General features: G+C 62.9%; 14 protein-coding genes. 10 read left to right on the forward strand and 4 right to left on the reverse strand.

The features are described from left to right. Positions 1 to 8 precede the first annotated feature (8 nt). Positions 9 to 1,274 carry a citrate/2-methylcitrate synthase gene (locus FHS78_RS13945; RefSeq protein ID WP_167094985.1) on the forward strand — a complete coding sequence of 422 codons (1,266 nt, stop codon included), beginning with the start codon at positions 9 to 11 and terminating at the stop codon, positions 1,272 to 1,274. A gap of 6 nt (positions 1,275 to 1,280) precedes the next feature. Here the strand turns inward: FHS78_RS13945 and FHS78_RS13950 are convergent, their stop codons facing one another. Then, on the reverse strand, positions 1,281 to 2,474 hold the full coding sequence (locus FHS78_RS13950; RefSeq protein ID WP_167094986.1) for a sensor histidine kinase: 1,194 nt from the start codon (positions 2,472 to 2,474) through the stop codon (positions 1,281 to 1,283). Positions 2,475 to 2,744: 270 nt separating this feature from the next. On the opposite strand from FHS78_RS13950, the gene FHS78_RS13955 reads away from it, so the two are divergent. Then, positions 2,745 to 4,001 (forward strand): MFS transporter, encoded by a 1,257-nt coding sequence (locus FHS78_RS13955; protein ID WP_167094987.1) that lies wholly within the window; start codon positions 2,745 to 2,747, stop codon positions 3,999 to 4,001. Continuing rightward, positions 3,998 to 5,245, forward strand: a complete 1,248-nt coding sequence (locus tag FHS78_RS13960) for an MFS transporter (RefSeq protein ID WP_167094988.1) — start codon at positions 3,998 to 4,000, stop codon at positions 5,243 to 5,245. The genes FHS78_RS13955 and FHS78_RS13960 overlap by 4 nt, the downstream gene beginning before the upstream one ends. A gap of 57 nt (positions 5,246 to 5,302) precedes the next feature. On the opposite strand, the gene FHS78_RS13965 is transcribed toward FHS78_RS13960, so the two are convergent. Continuing rightward, positions 5,303 to 6,208 (reverse strand): crotonase/enoyl-CoA hydratase family protein, encoded by a 906-nt coding sequence (locus FHS78_RS13965; protein WP_167094989.1) that lies wholly within the window; start codon positions 6,206 to 6,208, stop codon positions 5,303 to 5,305. Positions 6,209 to 6,468: 260 nt separating this feature from the next. Between FHS78_RS13965 and FHS78_RS13970 the strand changes: the two genes are divergently transcribed. The 5 genes from FHS78_RS13970 to FHS78_RS13990 all read left to right on the forward strand — a co-directional run bounded on the left by FHS78_RS13970 (position 6,469) and on the right by FHS78_RS13990 (position 11,861). Then, a complete protein-coding gene (locus FHS78_RS13970; protein WP_167094990.1) occupies positions 6,469 to 8,031 on the forward strand; it encodes an AMP-binding protein in 1,563 nt (520 codons plus the stop codon). A gap of 81 nt (positions 8,032 to 8,112) precedes the next feature. Then, complete coding sequence (locus FHS78_RS13975; protein WP_167094991.1) at positions 8,113 to 8,610, forward strand: OmpA family protein; 498 nt, start codon at positions 8,113 to 8,115, stop codon at positions 8,608 to 8,610. Between the two features lie 123 nt (positions 8,611 to 8,733). Next, positions 8,734 to 9,186 carry a MaoC family dehydratase gene (locus FHS78_RS13980; protein WP_167094992.1) on the forward strand — a complete coding sequence of 151 codons (453 nt, stop codon included), beginning with the start codon at positions 8,734 to 8,736 and terminating at the stop codon, positions 9,184 to 9,186. Positions 9,187 to 9,316: 130 nt separating this feature from the next. Further along, entirely contained in the window at positions 9,317 to 9,718 is a 402-nt protein-coding gene (msrB, locus tag FHS78_RS13985; RefSeq protein ID WP_167094993.1) for a peptide-methionine (R)-S-oxide reductase MsrB, read from the forward strand. Between the two features lie 28 nt (positions 9,719 to 9,746). Then, positions 9,747 to 11,861, forward strand: a complete 2,115-nt coding sequence (locus FHS78_RS13990; RefSeq protein WP_425500302.1) for a S9 family peptidase — start codon at positions 9,747 to 9,749, stop codon at positions 11,859 to 11,861. A 104-nt stretch (positions 11,862 to 11,965) separates the two neighbouring features. On the opposite strand, the gene FHS78_RS13995 is transcribed toward FHS78_RS13990, so the two are convergent. After that, a complete protein-coding gene (locus FHS78_RS13995; RefSeq protein WP_205305322.1) occupies positions 11,966 to 12,832 on the reverse strand; it encodes a TauD/TfdA dioxygenase family protein in 867 nt (288 codons plus the stop codon). 147 nt (positions 12,833 to 12,979) lie between these two features. Here FHS78_RS13995 and FHS78_RS14000 point away from each other — a divergent pair, with 147 nt between their 5' ends. Next, a complete protein-coding gene (locus FHS78_RS14000; RefSeq protein ID WP_167095093.1) occupies positions 12,980 to 13,795 on the forward strand; it encodes a DNA-binding transcriptional regulator in 816 nt (271 codons plus the stop codon). Here FHS78_RS14000 and FHS78_RS14005 read toward each other — a convergent pair. Further along, positions 13,770 to 15,746, reverse strand: coding sequence for a glycoside hydrolase family 5 protein (locus FHS78_RS14005; RefSeq protein ID WP_167094995.1), 1,977 nt, complete (start codon positions 15,744 to 15,746; stop codon positions 13,770 to 13,772). The two genes, FHS78_RS14000 and FHS78_RS14005, sit on opposite strands and share 26 nt — an antisense overlap. 148 nt (positions 15,747 to 15,894) lie before the next feature. Between FHS78_RS14005 and FHS78_RS14010 the strand changes: the two genes are divergently transcribed. After that, positions 15,895 to 16,944 carry a serine hydrolase domain-containing protein gene (locus FHS78_RS14010; protein ID WP_246220513.1) on the forward strand — a complete coding sequence of 350 codons (1,050 nt, stop codon included), beginning with the start codon at positions 15,895 to 15,897 and terminating at the stop codon, positions 16,942 to 16,944.

The following is a 16,944-nucleotide window of genomic DNA, read 5'->3' on the forward strand; positions in this document are numbered from 1 at the left end:
TTTCGGAAATGGCGGACAAATCGAAAAAAGGGCCGGGAACTCCCGAAAACCTCTACCTCTCCGCCCGCGAGGCGGCGGCGGAGTTGGGGGTGAGCCTTGCCACGCTTTACGCCTATGTGAGCCGCGATCTCATCCGCTCCGAGCCCGTCCCGGACAGCCGCGCCAAGCGCTACCGGGCCGAGGATATCCGCAAACTCAGGGCCCGCCGCGGCGGTTCGCCGGGCGAAACGGCCCTGCCGCCCGGCGCCAAAGCCGGTTTCGGCCTCGGCGGCCAGCCGGTGCTGGAGAGCGCAATCACCCTCATCAGCGACGGAAAGCTCTATTATCGCGGCGCTGACGCTACGTCATTGGCTGAAAATGCCAGCCTCGAACAGGTCGCGACGCTGCTCTGGGGGCTCAGCGACATCCAGCCCTTCACCCGGGACGAACTGCCGCCCTGGACGCCGAAACTCGAGGCGCTGGCCGCGGAACTCAGGACCATGCCCCGGATCGAGCGCTGTCTGGCGCTGCTCCCCGTCGCCGCGCTGGAAGACGCCGCCGTCTACAACATGACCGAGCGCGGCCTTGCCGCCACCGGCGCGCGCCTCCTCCGGCTGGTGGCCGCCATCGTCGCGGGCGAGACGCCGGGTCCAGCGCCCGTCCATGAAATGCTAAGCCGGGCAATGACTTATGGCGACAGGCCGGGGACGGAACTGATCCGCGCCGCGCTCGTTCTTTCCGCCGATCACGAGCTCAACGCCTCCGCCTTCACCGTGCGCTGCGTCGCCGGAACGGGCTCCAATCTCTACGCCGCCATGCAGGCGGGCATCTGCGCCGCGCAGGGGCCGAAGCATGGCGGCCTCACCACCCGGGTCGAGAGTTTCCTTTTCGATCTGGCCAACCGGCAGGACATCGAGGACGCGGTCATCCAGCGCCTGCGCGAAAACGATCCCCCGCCCGGCTTCGGCCACTGGCTCTATCCCGACGGCGATCCGCGCGCGAAATGCCTGCTCGACATGCTGGCGCGCTCGCATGGGGACGATGCGGTTTTCCAGCGCGTGGAGCGCGTCCGCCGCGTGATGGCGGAAGCCGGCGGGCTGCATCCCAATATCGATTTTGCGATTGCCGCCACGGGTGGCGTTCTGCACCTGCCGCGCGGCGCGGCGCTCACGCTTTTCGTGCTGGGCCGCATGGCGGGCTGGATCGGCCACGCCATGGAGCAGTACCGCTCCGGCCAGATGATCCGCCCCCGCGCCCGCTATGTCGGCGAAACGCCCCGCACCGGCCTCCAGTGAGACGCCTCAGGCGACGTCCGTCATTCGGCTTTCGGCGGGGATCGACGGCACGAGACGCGAAGGCGGCAGGCAAATGCAGACCGTCGTCCCCACGCCGATCTTGCTTTCAAGGCACAAAGTGCCGTCATGCGCCTCCGCCATGGCCTTGGCGAGCGGCAGGCCGAGCCCCGTTCCCGCTCTCGTCCGTGTAAAGGAGTTTTCCACCTGCTCGAAAGGCTCGAGCACCTTTTCCAGCTTGTCGGCGGGTATGCCGATTCCCGTATCGTGCACGGCAATCCGCATGCCTCCATCTGCGCTCGTTTCCGCGACGACCGAAATATCCCCCTGCGGCGGCGTGAATTTGACCGCGTTCGAGACCAGATTGACGAGAATGCGCCGGATCTGCTGCTCGTCCGCAAAAAGCGTCGGCAGGTCCGCCTCGATCTGGGCGGAAAGCGTCAACCCGTTTTCGGAGATCGAGGGGGTCATCATGCGAACCACTTCATCCACGATCTCCGGGATGACGATCTCGGTTTCGTTCAGTTCCGACCGCCCCGCCTCGATCTTCGCCATGTCGAGGAGTTCGTTGATCATGCCGAGCAGATGAACGCCGGAAGTGTGGATATCCGCGACATATTCCTTGTAGCGCGGGGGCTGCATCTCGCCGTAAAGCTCCATGCGAATCAGGTCGGCAAAGCCGATGATCGCATTGAGCGGCGTGCGCAGTTCATGGCTCATGGTCGCCAGGAATTTGGTTTTGCTCTGATTGGCGGCTTCCGCACGCTGCCGCTGGCGCTCCAGGTCCTCGGCGCGGCGCTCGGTCAGCCCGGCCATCACGCGCATCAGCGTCGCCGCCGCGCCGAGACCGAAATAGGCGCCATTTTCCGTCACGATATAGCCCTGCAGCGGCGATGAAAGCCCAGAGCCGAAAAGCCGCGCATTGACCCGCTCGCAGCTCTCGGAGGCATCGACGACAAGGGGATAGCGGTTCATCAGCGATGAAATCGGCCGCCGCCCGTAAATCTCCCGGCCGTAAAGGCGGACATAGACCAGCAGGAAATCCTGGCGGCTGACCATCCCGACCGGGCGCCCGTCGTTCACCACCGGCACGTTCAGCAGAGATCCGCTCGCCATGAACCGATCGAACGCCTCCTGGCATGTCGTCCGGGACGAAAACGGCGTCACCCTCTCGGCAAGATCCCGCGCTATCGGAATTTGCATTGTCTCACTCGCTACAGCCCACCCGGCGCGTCGTCTCTCGTCGCCCGACGCGCTATGGCGACAAAGAATGGCGGCAACCCTTTAACGGACCTTGAAAGCTATCGGGCCGGGAGCAGTCATCATAAATAATTCGCATAACCGACATGCTGGACGCTTCGGACCGGATCGCGTCTTATGAAGACATTGGAATCGAAGACATAAGGGGAGAAAACAATGGACAGACCAGAGCCATGCCGGCGACCGGACCGGCACCAAAGCGCCTGATCCCTCATGGAAATCCCCTCCGGAGCGGACGCCCCGCCGGCCGAGGCAAGCCGCAAGCACCGCCTGCGCCTCTACCTTTCGGGCCAGGCGAGTTGGTATGTGAGCCTCGGCATCCAGTTCGTGATCTTTCCCTTTCTGGTGACACAGGTTCTGGACGAACCGGCCTATCGTGTCGGGCTGGCCCAGATGTCCCTGATGGCGCCGGCCATCCTCTTCATGCTGTTGGGCGGGTCGATGGCGGACCGGGCGGATGCGCGCACCATTCTGATCCGCGTTCATGCGCTCGCGGCCATGCCGCCGATCCTGCTCGCCACCCTGCTGCTCTATGGCGAACTCAGCTATGGCGCGCTGATCGTCTATGCGCTCGCCATGGGGACGCTTGGCGCTTTTGCCCTGCCTGCGCGCGATTCCGCCCTGACCCGCGTCGCCGAAACCGGCATTCAGCAGGCCGTGACGCTTGCCATGGGCGCCCAGATGATCTCGCAGCTGGTCGGCATGCTGATCGCGGCGACCGCCGCCTATACGGGGACGCATGTGCTGCTCTTCTTCCAGGCCGCGGTAATGATCGCGGGCGGCATTGCCAGTTGGCGACTGGCGCCGCTGCCGCCGTCCCACGCACCCGGCACCGACGGGCCTCTCGCACAGATTCTGGACGGGCTGCGGGTATCGCGCCGCGAACCGATCGTCATCACCGTGATCGGCGCGATGTTCGCCGTCGGGATCTTCTATGTCGGCAGCTTCCTCGTGGTGTTGCCGCTTATGATCCGCGACGTCTATCACTCCACACCCGATGAATTCACGCTGCGCTTCGCCGTCGTCAATATCTGTTTCTGGGGCGGCACCATCGCGGCGACGCTGGCGCTGCTTCGCACCGGCCATATCGAGCATCGCGGGCGCGTCATGATCGCTTCGCTCACATCCGGCGCGATTGTGCTCGCCTTGCTGGGCCTTTCGCTGCCGTTCTGGGCCCTGTGCATCCTGATCTTCATCTGGGGCACGGGCGCGGGCACCACCATGACGATGGGCCGAACCATCGTGCAGCTCGCCGCGCCGGACAGCCATCGCGCCCGCGTATTGGCGCTCTATCAGCTCGGCTTTTCCGGCGGGGCGCCTGTCGGCTCCTTCTGTATGGGCTATCTTGTCGGCACGATGGGCATTCACAGCGCCACGCTCGCTCCGGCCCTGATCGTCACCCTCATTCTCGCCGGGCTGGTCCGCTTCTCGCCCATATGGGCCTATCGGGACGAAGAGCGGTCGCTATGACATCTCCGAACGGCACGCCCCGGCAGCACAATCTCGACCATCGCTGGTACATGGTCGGCATATGGAGCTACTTCACGGCCATGGGCATTCAGGGTGTGCTCTACCCCTGGATCGTCGCTTTCGTGCTGGACGAACCGTCAAGCCGCGTCGGCATCGCGCAGATGCTGTCCATGTTGCCGATGCTGCTTTTGAGCCTGTTCGGCGGCGCGGCGGCGGACCGGGTGGAATTGCGAACCCATCTGATGCGGCTCCAGTTCATCGGCGTCCTTCCGCCGCTGGCCCTTGCCGGTCTGATGATGTCCGGCTTCCTGACCTATGAAATCGCAATCCTTTATGCATTGAGCGCCTCGGCGCTTGGCGGCTTCATCATGCCGGCGCGCGACTCGATGCTGTCGCGCGTCGCCACGAAAAGCCTGGGCGGCAACATTCAGCGCGCGGTCGCCATGGCCATCGGGGGACAATTTCTCGGTCAGGTCGTCGGCTTCCTCATCGGCGGCCCGGCCGAATATATCGGCGCCGTGCCGCTGCTGATCGCCCAGAGCGCGTTTCTCGTCATCGCCGCGCTTTCCACCTCCAAGCTCTCGCCCGCCCCGCCCACCAGACGGGAGGGCACGCGGCGCTCTCCCCTTCAGGATGTGAAGGAAGGGCTGGCCACGATCTGGGCCGACGATCGCGTCAGGCCCGTGCTCGTCTTCATGTTCTTTTCGGGCATCCTGTTCATGGGCGTGTTTCTGGTGGTCTTTCCGATCCTCATTCGCGACGTCTATCAGGGCAGTTCGCGCGAGGTCGGTTTCGTGATGATGAGCTTCTTCGGCGGGATCGGGATTTCCTCGCTCTCGTTGAGCCAGATGCGTCCCATCCGGCGGCAGGGCCGCGCCATCATGATCGCCATGTGCACGGGCTCCACCGTGATGATCCTGATCCATTTTCACCCGCCTGTCTGGGGGGTCTATCTGCTGGCATTGGCCTGGGGTCTGGCGGCGGGCATCTCGATGAGCCAGTCGCGCGCCGTGGTGCAGGAGGCAGCATCTGACGCCATGCGCGCGCGCATGCTGGCCGGCTTCTCGCTGGGCACGATGGGCGGCGGGCCGCTCGGTTCGTTTCTGATGGGATATGTGATCGCCGCGATAGGACCGCTCGATGCCGTACTCGTGCCCGTCTCGCTGATGGTGCTGCTCTGGCTCTCGATCTTCTTCTTCACGCCGCTCTGGCAGATGGAGGCAGCCAGACCCGGGGATTACTGACGGGCGCGGCACATAAAAAAGGAGCGGGCAAAACCGCCCGCTCCCCTCGATCTTCGGTCAGCTGTATTTGCGCTCGTCCCACCAGGGGAAGAAGGACGGCATGTCCTCCGACACCTTGTTGGGATATTTCGCCGGGCGCTTTTCGAGGAAGGACATCACGCCTTCCTTCGCATCCTCCTGCGCCCCGCGCGCATAGATGGCGCGGCTGTCGACCTTGTGGGCTTCCATCGGATGATCGGCGCCGAGCATGCGCCACATCATCTGGCGCGTCAGCGCAATCGACACCGGGGCGGTGTTTTCCACGATCTCACGGGCCATCTCGTAAGCCGCCGGCAGCAGGTCGTCGGCCTTGTAGAGCTTTTTCACCAGACCGCCTTCGAGGGCTTCCTGCGCCGGGAAGACGCGGCCGGAATAGGTCCATTCCAGCGCCTGGCTGATGCCCACGAGACGCGGCAGGAACCAGCTCGAGCAGGCTTCCGGCACGATACCGCGGCGGGCGAAGACGAAGCCGAAACGGGCGTCTTCGGAGGCCAGGCGGACGTCCATGGCGAGCTGCATGGTGACGCCAATCCCGACCGCCGGGCCGTTGACCGCCGCGATCACGGGTTTCAGGCATTCGAAAATACGCAGCGTTACCCGACCGCCGCCATCGCGAACCGCGGGATTGCTCCAGTCGATGCTGCCGTCGGGACGGCGCGGGTCGCCCGCCTTGTCGGGACGGTCGTCGCGTTCGGCATAGTCGAAGGTCTTGGCACCCGCGGAAAGATCGGCACCGGCGCAGAAGGCGCGGCCCTCGCCCGTCACCACGATGGCGCGTACATCGTCATCGGCGTCCGCCCGGTCGAAGGCGTCGATGAGTTCCTGCATCATTTCGCCGGTAAACGCGTTCAGCTTATCGGGCCGGTTGAGAGTAATGGTGAGGATATTGTCCTTCACATCGTATTTGATCGTCTCGTAGGCCATTCATGGTCCTCCCTGTGTGTGGCTTTTGCCGAATTCTTTTTCTGGCGCGGGACCGGCGAGCAGGTAACCACCGTGCCGCAACGTCAACAGCGCGAAATACCGCGCCGGAAGTTGACGCAGGCTTCATCTTGCTGTGTCTTTCCCTGCAGCAATTGAAGCCATGTGAAAAACATGGCCACTTATAACAACGCATGGTCGCAAAAGCGACGGCAAGGCGGCTCGATTTATGACCGTCCGGCGCCCTTGGGAGACGATACCGAATGCACCCCTATATCCACGCCCAAAACAATCCCGACAAGCCCGCCTATATCATGGCCGGATCGGGGGAGACCGTTACCTACAAGCAGCTCGACGAGCGCTCCAACCAACTCGCCCATCTGATGCGCCGCGCCGGCCTGAAAACCGGCGACGCCATCGCGGTCTTCATGGAGAACAATGCGCGCTATTTCGAGATCTGCTGGGCGGCGCAGCGGGCCGGCCTCTACTTCACCTGCATCTCCTCTCGCCTGACGGCCAGTGAGGTCGCCTATATCATCAACGATTGCGGCGCCAAGCTCCTCTTCACCTCGAAGGAGAAGGAAACCGTCGCCAAGGAAGTGCTCGATGGCCAGATGGCGCCGAATGTCACGGGCTACTACATGGTGAACGGCACCGCGCCCGGTTTCGACAGCTGCGAAACCGCGGCCAAACAGATGCCGACGGACCCCATTCCGGACCAGACCTCCGGGACCGACATGCTCTATTCCTCGGGCACGACGGGGCGCCCGAAGGGCATTCGCGTACCGCTGCCCGGCACACCGATCGACGAGGCGAATTCGCTCATCGCACTGGTGCAGTTTCTCTACGGCTTCGACGAGAACATGATCTATCTCTCGCCGGCCCCGCTCTATCACGCCGCGCCGCTGCGCTATTGCATGGCGGTGAACCGTGTCGGCGGCACCATCATCGTGATGGAGCATTTCGATCCGGAAGAGGCGCTAAAGCTCATCGAGAAGCACAAGGCGACGCACAGCCAGTGGGTACCCACCATGTTCGTGCGGATGCTGAAAATGCCGGAAGAGGTGCGCAAGAAATACGATGTGTCGTCGTTGAAGGTCGCCATTCACGCAGCGGCGCCCTGCCCGATCCCGGTCAAGGAAGAGATGATCAACTGGTGGGGTCCGGTGATCTATGAATATTACGCGGGCTCGGAAGGCAACGGCTTCTGCGCGCTCAACTCCGAGGAATGGATGGCGCATAAGGGCTCCGTCGGCAAACCCCTGATGGGCAAGCTGCATATCTGCGACGAGAATGGCGAGGAAGTGCCGCCAGGCGAGCCCGGCACGATCTACTTCGCGCCCGAGGACGAGAACGGTCCGGTTTTCGAATATTATAACGATCCGGAGAAGACGAAGGACAGCCGTCATCCGACAAGGAACTGGACGACGCTGGGCGATGTCGGCCGGGTGGACGAGGACGGCTATCTCTACCTCACCGACCGCAAGGCCTTCATGATCATTTCGGGTGGCGTGAACATCTATCCGCAGGAAGCCGAGAACCTGCTCATCACCCATCCCAAGGTCGCCGATGTCGCGGTGATCGGCGTCCCGAACGAGGATTTCGGCGAAGAAGTGAAAGCTGTCGTCCAGCCCATGGAATGGAGCGACGCGGGGCCGGCGCTGGAAGCCGAACTCATCGATTTCTGCAAGGAGCATCTCTCGGCGATCAAATGCCCGCGTTCGGTCGATTTCGAGGAAGAACTCCCCCGCCATCCGACCGGCAAGCTCTACAAGCGCCTCATCCGCGACCGGTACTGGGGCAATCGCGATTCCAAGATCGTCTGACCCTGCCGCCCAACCAGCCCGGCCGGTGTGCTACGCTCCGGCCGGGAATCATGGTGGATACTCCGCGAGAAAGGTTGGGCAATGTCCGGGACGAAAACGGAACGAAAACATTTCGGTTTTTTGGCGGCCACGGCCCTCGGGGCCGCCCTTTTTGCCTTTGGCGGCGCGGTCTCGTCGGCGCATGCCAACGAGGTCACCTATTCCGGCACCAAATGCCGGAATCTCAACGGCGCCGGCGGCAAATTCAAGAAAGACTACTACGTCTATTTCGAGACCAATTCGAGCCGGGTGGACCCGAAATATCATGACGACCTCAAGCATATCTACGAGTTCGCCAAGGGCCAGCATGCGGGGCAGATCTGCCTTTTCGGCAAGTCCAGCAAGACGGGCGACGCCAAGGACAACGCCGCGCTGGGACGCAAACGCGCCCGCAACGTCGCCGTCATTTTCGAGAAATTCGGCTGGCCGCGGAAGGACATCACGGTCGAGACCGAAGGCGAGGCCTGGGGCTGGCTTCAGGAGACACTGACCTGGGATGCGCCGGAGGACCGCCGGGTCCGTATCCGCCTCTCCCGTTAGGTTCGCCGATAAGGATTTGGCACGCGCGGACCGCGCGGCTAAATTGCGCCCCGACATCCATTCAGGCCCGGACCCCAGCGTCGAGGCCCCAATCCAGATATTCACATCGCGGGAGAAATTCAGATGCGCGTTTTCGATACCGTCGCCGACTATGTGGCTGAAAAAGGCAATGAAATCGGCGTCAGCGACTGGGTGACGATCGACCAGGACCGGATCAACCTGTTCGCCGACGCCACGGGCGACCACCAGTGGATCCATATCGATCCGGAGCGGACCCAGAAAGAGCTGGGCATGCCGACCATTGCCCATGGCTACCTCACGCTTTCGCTGCTGCCCATGCTGATGGGCCAGATTTCCGGCGTGAAGAGCGCGACCCGCGGCGTCAACTACGGCTCCAACTCGGTGCGTTTCACCAACATGGTGCCGGTGAACTCGCGTGTGCGCGCCCGCGTGACGCTGAAGGACGCCACGCCGAAGGCCGGCGGTACGCAGATCATCAATGAAGTGACGATGGAGATCGAAGGCCAGGAGCGCCCGGCCATGATCGCCGAGACGATCTCGCTGATCTTCGAATAAGGCCCAAGGGCCCGGACGCCGCATTATTTGCCGGCGCGTTCTGCCTTCTCCCCTGCAAGGGGTGGAAGCCGCGGGGCGCGCCGCTTATCTTTTGAGCAGCCGATCCGTTTCACCAGGAAGGAACTGGCCCATGTCCGACAAGACTGAAAAAAGCGACGCCGACTGGAAGGCCGAGCTGACGCCCGAGCAGTATCATGTGACCCGCGAACAGGGTACGGAGCGCCCCTTCACCGGCCCCTGGTGGGACGAGAAACGGGCGGGCGCCTATTCCTGTATCTGCTGCGGCGCGCCTTTGTTCCGGTCCGAAACCAAATATGAAAGCGGCTCGGGCTGGCCCAGCTTCTACGCCCCTGCCGACGCGGACGCCGTCGGGATCACCGAGGACCGTTCGCATGGCATGGTCCGGACCGAGGCCCATTGCGCCAAATGCAAAGCGCATCTCGGGCATATCTTTCCCGACGGTCCCGCTCCCACGGGCTTGCGTTTCTGCATGAACGGCACCTCACTCGACTTCAAGCCCGACGACGAGTAATCCCTTCTCCCGCCAAGTGAGTTCCCAAGTGAATTCGATCAAACTGACGCCCCCCGCCGATGCACCCCGCGCGCGCAAGATTCCTGCGACCGACACCCATCACGGCATCACGCGCACGGATGACTACGCCTGGCTGCGCGATGAAAACTGGCGCGAGGTCATGCGCGACCCCGACGTGCTCGATGCGGAGATCCGTTCCTATCTGGAAGCCGAGAACGCCTATACGGACGAGGCGCTGGAACCGGTGGCGGATTTGCGTGAAACGCTCTTCAAGGAAATGAAGGGGCGCATCAAGGAGGATGACAGCTCCGTTCCCTCTCCCGACGGGCCTTACGCCTATTACACGCGCTATGAGGAAGGAGCCCAGCATCCGATCTTCTGCCGCCGTCCGCGCGATGCGGAGAACGACGAGGCGGAAGAAATCATTCTGAACGGCAATACGGAAGCGGAGGGCGAGGCCTATTTCAAGCTGGGCGATGTTGCCCATTCGCCGGTGCATCGACTGGTCGCATGGTCGGCGGACCGCAAGGGTTCGGAATATTTCACCATCCGCCTGCGGGACCTGGAAACCGGCAAGGACATTGCCGACGAGGTGCCGGATACATCGGGCGGCATCGTCTGGGATGCCGTCGGCACGAGCTTTTTCTATACCCAGGTCGATGACGAGCACCGCCCGCTGAAGGTGTTCCGGCATGTGGTGGGCACGCTCGCGGATGCCGACACGCTCGTTTATGAAGAAGAGGATCCGAGCTTTTTTGCTGGCGTCGGCGAGACGCAGAGCCGCAAATACATCGTCATCGACACACACGATCATCAGACGAGCGAACTCTATCTTATCCCCGCCGACCGGCCCGATCTTGCACCGCGCCTTGTCGCACCTCGCAAGGAAGGCGTCGAATACGATCTCGAACACGATGCGGAACGGCAGCGCTTTCTGATACTGACCAATGCCGAAGGCGCGGAAGACTTCAAGGTGATGGAAGCACCGGAAGCGACGCCTGAGCGAGAACACTGGACGGACTTTATCCCCCACAAGCCGGGCACGCTGCTGCTCGGTCATGTCGCGTTCCGCAACCATTATGCCCGCATGGAACGCCAGGGCGGCCTGCCGCGCATCGCCATCCGGCATCTGCGCGACGAAACGGAGCATGAAATCGCTTTCGCCGAAGAGGCTTACGACCTTTCGCTCGGCGCGGGCCATGAATACGACACGACGCGGATGCGTTTTTCCTATTCCTCCATGACAACGCCGGCGGAAGTCTTCGACTACGACATGGAAACGCGCGACCGCACGCTGAGGAAGCGCCAGCAAGTCCCTTCAGGCCACGATCCGGCCGATTATGTGACGCGGCGCATTTTCGCGACGGCACAGGACGGCACGGAAGTGCCGGTTTCCATCCTGCATCACAAGGATACCACCGTCGACGGCAGCGCGCCCTGCCTGCTCTATGGCTATGGCTCTTACGGCATATCCATCCCGGCGAGTTTTTCCATCGCAGCCCTGTCGCTCGTCGATCGCGGTTTCGTCTATGCCATCGCACATATTCGCGGCGGCAAGGACAAAGGCTATCGCTGGTACACGGACGGCAAGCTCTTCAACAAGAAGAACACCTTCACCGACTTCATCGCGGCGGGCGAGCATCTGGCGGCGGAGAACTTCACATCACGCGGGCAGATCGTCGCACAGGGCGGCAGCGCAGGCGGCATGCTGATGGGCGCCGTCGCCAATATGGCGCCCGACCTCTTCAAGGGCATCATCGCGGAAGTGCCGTTCGTCGACGTGCTGGCGACGATCCTCGATGCATCCCTGCCGCTGACCCCGCCGGAGTGGAACGAATGGGGCAATCCCATCGAAAGCAAGGAGGCCTATGAGTACATGGCGTCCTACAGCCCTTACGACAATGTGCGCGCACAGGCCTATCCGCATCTTTTCGCGCTGGGCGGCCTTACCGATCCGCGCGTCACCTATTGGGAACCGGCAAAATGGGTCGCGAAACTGCGTGAGCTGAAAACCGACGACAATGTGCTGATGCTCCACATCAACATGGATTCCGGCCATGGCGGCGCATCGGGACGTTTCGAGCGACTGAAAGAGGTCGCCCGGGTCTTCGCCTTCGCGCTCGCGGTGACGGATCGGGCCTGAATTAAAAGAGGCGGGCTCCTCCCCCTGAGCCCGCCTCATATGCGCCACTTCTTTTTTGTTCTTCTTCCGGGGCGCTTCCTCCGTTTCGTGTCAGCGCGTCTGCATCAACGCGGCCTGTCGCCGATGATCGTCACGCGCTCCATCCGACGCACGGCCGGCCAGTAATCCGATACGGCGTAATGCTGGCAGGCCCGATTGTCCCAGAATGCGATCGAATTCTTCTGCCAGCGGAACCGGCACTGATATTCCGGGATCGCGGCCTGCGCATAGAGATGCCGCAGCAGCGTATCGGATTCCTCGCGCTCCATGCCGACAATATACTGCGTGAAGGCGGTGTTGACGTAGAGCCCGCGGCTGCCGGTTTCCGGATGGGTCCGCACGACCGGATGCTCCACTTCCGGGTATTTGCGGTTCATCTCCTCGATCTCTTCCGTCGTTTTGCCGCGCTTGGCCATCAACTTGCGGAAATGCGCGAAATCATGCACCGCGACCTTGCCCTCGATTTTCTCCTTCACCTCGTCGGACAATCCCTCATAGGCCGCATAGGAATCGGAGAACAGCGTATCGCCGCCGACCGGCGGCACTTCGATGGCGCGCAGGATGGACCCCAGCGACGGGCATTCGCGCCAGGTTACGTCGCTGTGCCACTTGTTCTCGCGTCCCTTGCTGTCGCGGTCGTGAGTGATCGCGAGCACCTCCGGATGCCCCTCCTTGTGGGGCGCGAAGGGGTGCACTTCCAACTCGCCGAATTGCCGCGCAAAAGCCAGATGCTCTTCCGTCGAGATATCCTGATCGCGGAAAAACAGAACCTTGTACTCCAGCAAGGCTTCCCGTAATGCCGACAACGTCGCTTCGTCCGGAGCGGTGGAAAGGTCGATCCCCTGGACCTCCGCCCCGATTGTCGGTGTCAGAGGTTCCAGCGCGATGCTTTCCTCCACGCCCGGAACCGGCTTTTCCAGAGCTTCCGGCATATCTCTCCTCCGTATTCGGCCCCGTCGGGACCGCCCCCTCTTCATTCCCTCGGCCGGAAGGGTAAGCCCGCTGCGGACAAAAATGCTTCATCGGGTTTTTGAGATTTCGTGTAACGGAATTAGAATGGCGGCAGGAGGAACAAGGCCCTGACCGATAAAAATGCATCATCGGGCGTCCAGCCCGTCATCCGCAGCCTGCGCATATTGGAGGCGCTGAACCGCCGCGGTTCCGCCTCGCTCGCCGTCCTGCACGAGGCGACGGGGCTGCCCAAACCCACTCTCGTACGCCTGCTCGATACGCTGATCGAAGGCGGCTATGTGGTGCGCCTGCCGCGACGAGGCGGCTATCAGGTGGCCGAGCGCGTGTTGCGGCTTTCGGGCGGGTTCCGCCATCGCGAGCGCGTGGTGGATGCGGCACGTCCCTTTCTTTCCGCGCTGACGGCGCAGTACAAATGGTCCTTCGGCATCGCGACGCTCGATCGCAATGCCATGCGCATGCGTTATTCGACGCGGCAGCAAAGCCCTTTCGACACAGATCCGGACTATACGAACCGCCGGCTGCCCATGCTGATTTCCGCATTGGGACGCGCCTATATCTCTTTCTGCCCGGAGGAAGAGCGCGAGATGCTGCTCGGCATGCTGCGAGCGAGCAAGAGCCCGGCCAATGCGCCGGCGCGCGACGAGGCGCATGTCGCCGACATCATCAAGAAGACGCGGCAAAAAGGCTATGCGTCCACGGCGCCGCTTCCCGGCGACCCGGCCATGGGCATGTCGGTGCCGGTGATGAACGGCGACAATGTGATGGCCTGCATCACCATGCGCTACATCAACTCCGCCATCGGTGAGCAGGAAGCGGTGAAGCGCTATCTACCCGCCCTGCAACGGGCATCGCGCGCCATTGCCGCGGCGCTGGCCGACGAAGAACCGGACCTGCCGCCTATGAGGCTTTCGACCGGAGTGTAAGCGCGGCGTGCCCGCCGCCGGTTGCGCGCAGCCTTACGAGCTGGGCGGCTTCGTCGATCTCGGCCTCGCAGGCTTCGGTTTCGATATCGAAACCGTTCGGGAACTGGAGCTTCGGCACGAAAACTTCCGCACGCCCCTCTCCCTCCGGATCGTAAACGAACCGAAAGCGGCCCTTGTGGCGCCGGAATTCGGTCTTCAGCGGACGGCCTTCCACGCAGCGGGCATAAGGCCGCACAAACCCCTTCAGGGCACGCCCTCCGCTATCGACATCGCTTTCGTCCACGCGCTGGTCGACGCTGTAAATGGACAGGTCTTCCTGGTTCCAGCCGTCGCCGATCGCCTGGTCGTTGCGGTTGGAGGCGGTGTAGTTCCATTGCGTGGAATTGATGAGCAGCGTGTCGATGGCGTTGTACATGAGATCGAGCGCCGTCACATGCTTCTCCCAGGGCGCGTCGGTCCGGTCGCCTGTTTCCCACGCCTTGTAGGCCGCCGCCGCGTCGAGGTCGTAGGGGATGCCGAACTCGCCCAGCAGGAAGGGCGCTCCCGTACCGCCATTCAAGGTTTCGGACGCCTTTTTCAGCCGGCCGAGCTGGCGCGTATAGGCCCCCTCGATCTCTTCCGGCCCGTCGAGTTCGCGGCCCGTAAACGGGTTCACCCAGACCGGGTAGTTGAATGTCTTTGTGCTGAGCGTCACGACATCGTACCAGTGGCTTGCATTTACCGTTCGGTCAGGCGTGTCGTCGGGGAAGCCGTGCTTTGCGCCGCCTGCCGGATCGAGTTCGGCAAAAAGCAGCCAGTCGTCGTTGACGGCGCGCATCGCCTGCGCGACCCGGGCAAAGAACGGCCCCATGAAATCGCGATCCATGTTCCAGTTGCGCCCATGATGGGCCGCGAAGAAATTTTCGTTGAGCACGGCGGCGTTGCCGCCTTCAAGGCGATAGGCGCCTGCCGCCTCGAAGGGACAAAGCGCATCCGGCCGCCAGATCGATACCCCGTCGGGGTTCACCAGCCGGTCGGCTTGCTTGACCGTTTTGCGCTGCTCCCAGTCGACGCCCATATCGGGGATCGTGCGGGGCACCCCCCGCGCGACCGCCAGCCCGTCTATGACCGACCACGCAAGGCCGGGCCGGGCGGGCGCCGGGTTCTGCTGGCTCGGCCCCGTGTGGCGATAGCTCATCAGTTGGCCCACCCAACCCGAGCCCGGTTCGTTCAGCGTGTCGAAGCCGATGACATTGGGCAGGTCCCTCACCCGGGCGGCGACGGCTTCCATCGCGCCGATATAGTGGCCCTGCAGATACTCGTCCGCGCTCTGGCCGTCGATTTCGAAGTCGGGGCAGAAGGTGGCGCCTGCGAAGAAGAGCGTCCACATGATCGCGTTGGCGGGATAACGGTAGTTACTCGACCATGTCATGGTCGGGTAGTTTTCCTCCTGCCGCCCGCCCTTCGCGAAATCATATTTATGCTGCATCACATGCGCGGCACCGGCTGCGTGGAATTTCGAGAAATCGAGCCCCACCGCCTCGAAGGTCCAGCCCGGTGCGCCGTCGCCGCCCGTCATGCGGCTCCACACATCCTGGTGGAAATCGACGAAAACATAGAGGCCGTACTCGTCGGCCATACGGCAAAGCGTGGCGAAATAATCGAGATAGGCCTCGTCATATCTGCCGGGGCCTTCATGCTCGACGGCTTCCCAGGTCGTGAGCAGCCTCAGGCAGTTGAAGCCCCATGCTTTCAACCGCGAGAAATGCTCTTCCGCCTCGCTCAAGGGGAAGGGGCGGCCGACAAATGAGACGGTGCGGTGGTCGGAAAAGTCCGTCGGGATATGGGTGCGCTGGTCCGGCGCATAAGGGACCTTGCAGTCCCCGCCCAGATTGACACCGCGCAGGATATGCCGCCGCCCCTGCGTATCCCGGAACCATTCGCCCTCGATCGACAGTCGCGGCAAAGCCATTGCATCCTCCCTCAGACATGTTCTCCCCTTTCAGCATAACCTTCCTTTTGCGGCTCTGCCCAGAACAGACGCCATGGAGAGCCAAGACATTTGCAACCGCGCGCCTGTCGGGGCACGATCTCGCATCCTTGGAGACCGAAAGAAGAAGATGACCGATCGAGCGCTTCCCGCCCTGCCCCTTCAGAGCCCCGACACGCCATGGCCGACCGAGGCATGGCCGGAGGGCGAGCTGCCCAAAGGGCTCGACAGAGGGCGGTTCGACGCGCTGATGGAGCATGCCTTCCAGGCAGAGGCCCCGGCGGATCTGGGCGAAACCCACGCCGCCGTCATTATCCAGCACGGCCGCCTCATTCATGAGCGCTACTGGACCGGTTTCGACAAGGACAGGACCTGCCCTTCATGGTCGATGGCCAAAAGCATCACCCAGGCGCTGGTCGGCATCCTCGCCGCCGATGGCCGGATCGACATTCACAAACCGGCCTGGGCGCCGGAATGGACGGGCGACGACCCGCGCCGCGCAATCACGCTCGATCTGCTGCTGCGCATGTCGAGCGGGCTGCGCTTCCGTGAGGATTACGAGCCGGACAACCCCTCAGATGTGATCGAGATGCTCTGGGGCGAAGGCAAGGAAGATGTCGGACATTTCGCGGCCTCCTTCCCGCTCGAACATGAGCCGGGCGGTTTCTGGTCCTATTCCAGCGGCACGACGAATATCGTGGCCCGCGCCGCCGCCCATGCGGCGGATGCATGGGGCGGGGATTTCGAGCATTTCATGCGCGAGCGCCTTTTCGATCCGCTCGGCATGCGCAGCGCAGCCCCGAAATTCGACAAGAAGGGCACCTTTATCGGGTCGTCCTTCTGCTTCTGCACGCCGCGCGATTTTGCACGTTTCGGTCTGCTCTATCTTCGCGACGGCTTGTGGGAGGGAAAACGTATCCTGCCGCCGGGCTGGGTGGACTATGCCCGCACCAAAACCTGGCAGCAGCCCAATGACGAAGGCCCCTATGGCGCGCATTGGTGGCTCGATATGGCGGGACCGGGAAGCTTCTCGGCCAATGGCTATGAAGGGCAATATACGGTCGTGGTGCCGGAGCTCGACATGGTGGTGGTGCGCAACGGCAAGACCCCGGGCGAACAGAAGCTCGGGCCCCGCCGATGGATTGCCGACATCGTCGATTGCTTCAGGCAGGCGGAGTAG

This window comes from Parvibaculum indicum, assembly GCF_011762095.1.
In the GTDB taxonomy this organism is placed as follows: domain Bacteria; phylum Pseudomonadota; class Alphaproteobacteria; order Parvibaculales; family Parvibaculaceae; genus Parvibaculum; species Parvibaculum indicum.

Bases quoted from the DNA above. Each gene is read 5' to 3' on its own strand.
- FHS78_RS13945 (WP_167094985.1), top strand. From the start codon at position 9: ATGGCGGACAAATCGAAAAAAGGGCCGGGAACTCCCGAAAACCTCTAC.
- FHS78_RS13960 (WP_167094988.1), top strand. From the start codon at position 3,998: ATGACATCTCCGAACGGCACGCCCCGGCAGCACAATCTCGACCATCGC.
- FHS78_RS13950 (WP_167094986.1), bottom strand. From the start codon at position 2,474: ATGCAAATTCCGATAGCGCGGGATCTTGCCGAGAGGGTGACGCCGTTT.
- FHS78_RS13955 (WP_167094987.1), top strand. From the start codon at position 2,745: ATGGAAATCCCCTCCGGAGCGGACGCCCCGCCGGCCGAGGCAAGCCGC.
- FHS78_RS13965 (WP_167094989.1), bottom strand. From the start codon at position 6,208: ATGGCCTACGAGACGATCAAATACGATGTGAAGGACAATATCCTCACC.
- FHS78_RS14010 (WP_246220513.1), top strand. From the start codon at position 15,895: ATGACCGATCGAGCGCTTCCCGCCCTGCCCCTTCAGAGCCCCGACACG.
- FHS78_RS13980 (WP_167094992.1), top strand. From the start codon at position 8,734: ATGCGCGTTTTCGATACCGTCGCCGACTATGTGGCTGAAAAAGGCAAT.
- FHS78_RS13975 (WP_167094991.1), top strand. From the start codon at position 8,113: ATGTCCGGGACGAAAACGGAACGAAAACATTTCGGTTTTTTGGCGGCC.
- FHS78_RS13995 (WP_205305322.1), bottom strand. From the start codon at position 12,832: ATGCCGGAAGCTCTGGAAAAGCCGGTTCCGGGCGTGGAGGAAAGCATC.
- FHS78_RS13970 (WP_167094990.1), top strand. From the start codon at position 6,469: ATGCACCCCTATATCCACGCCCAAAACAATCCCGACAAGCCCGCCTAT.
- msrB (WP_167094993.1), top strand. From the start codon at position 9,317: ATGTCCGACAAGACTGAAAAAAGCGACGCCGACTGGAAGGCCGAGCTG.
- FHS78_RS14005 (WP_167094995.1), bottom strand. From the start codon at position 15,746: ATGGCTTTGCCGCGACTGTCGATCGAGGGCGAATGGTTCCGGGATACG.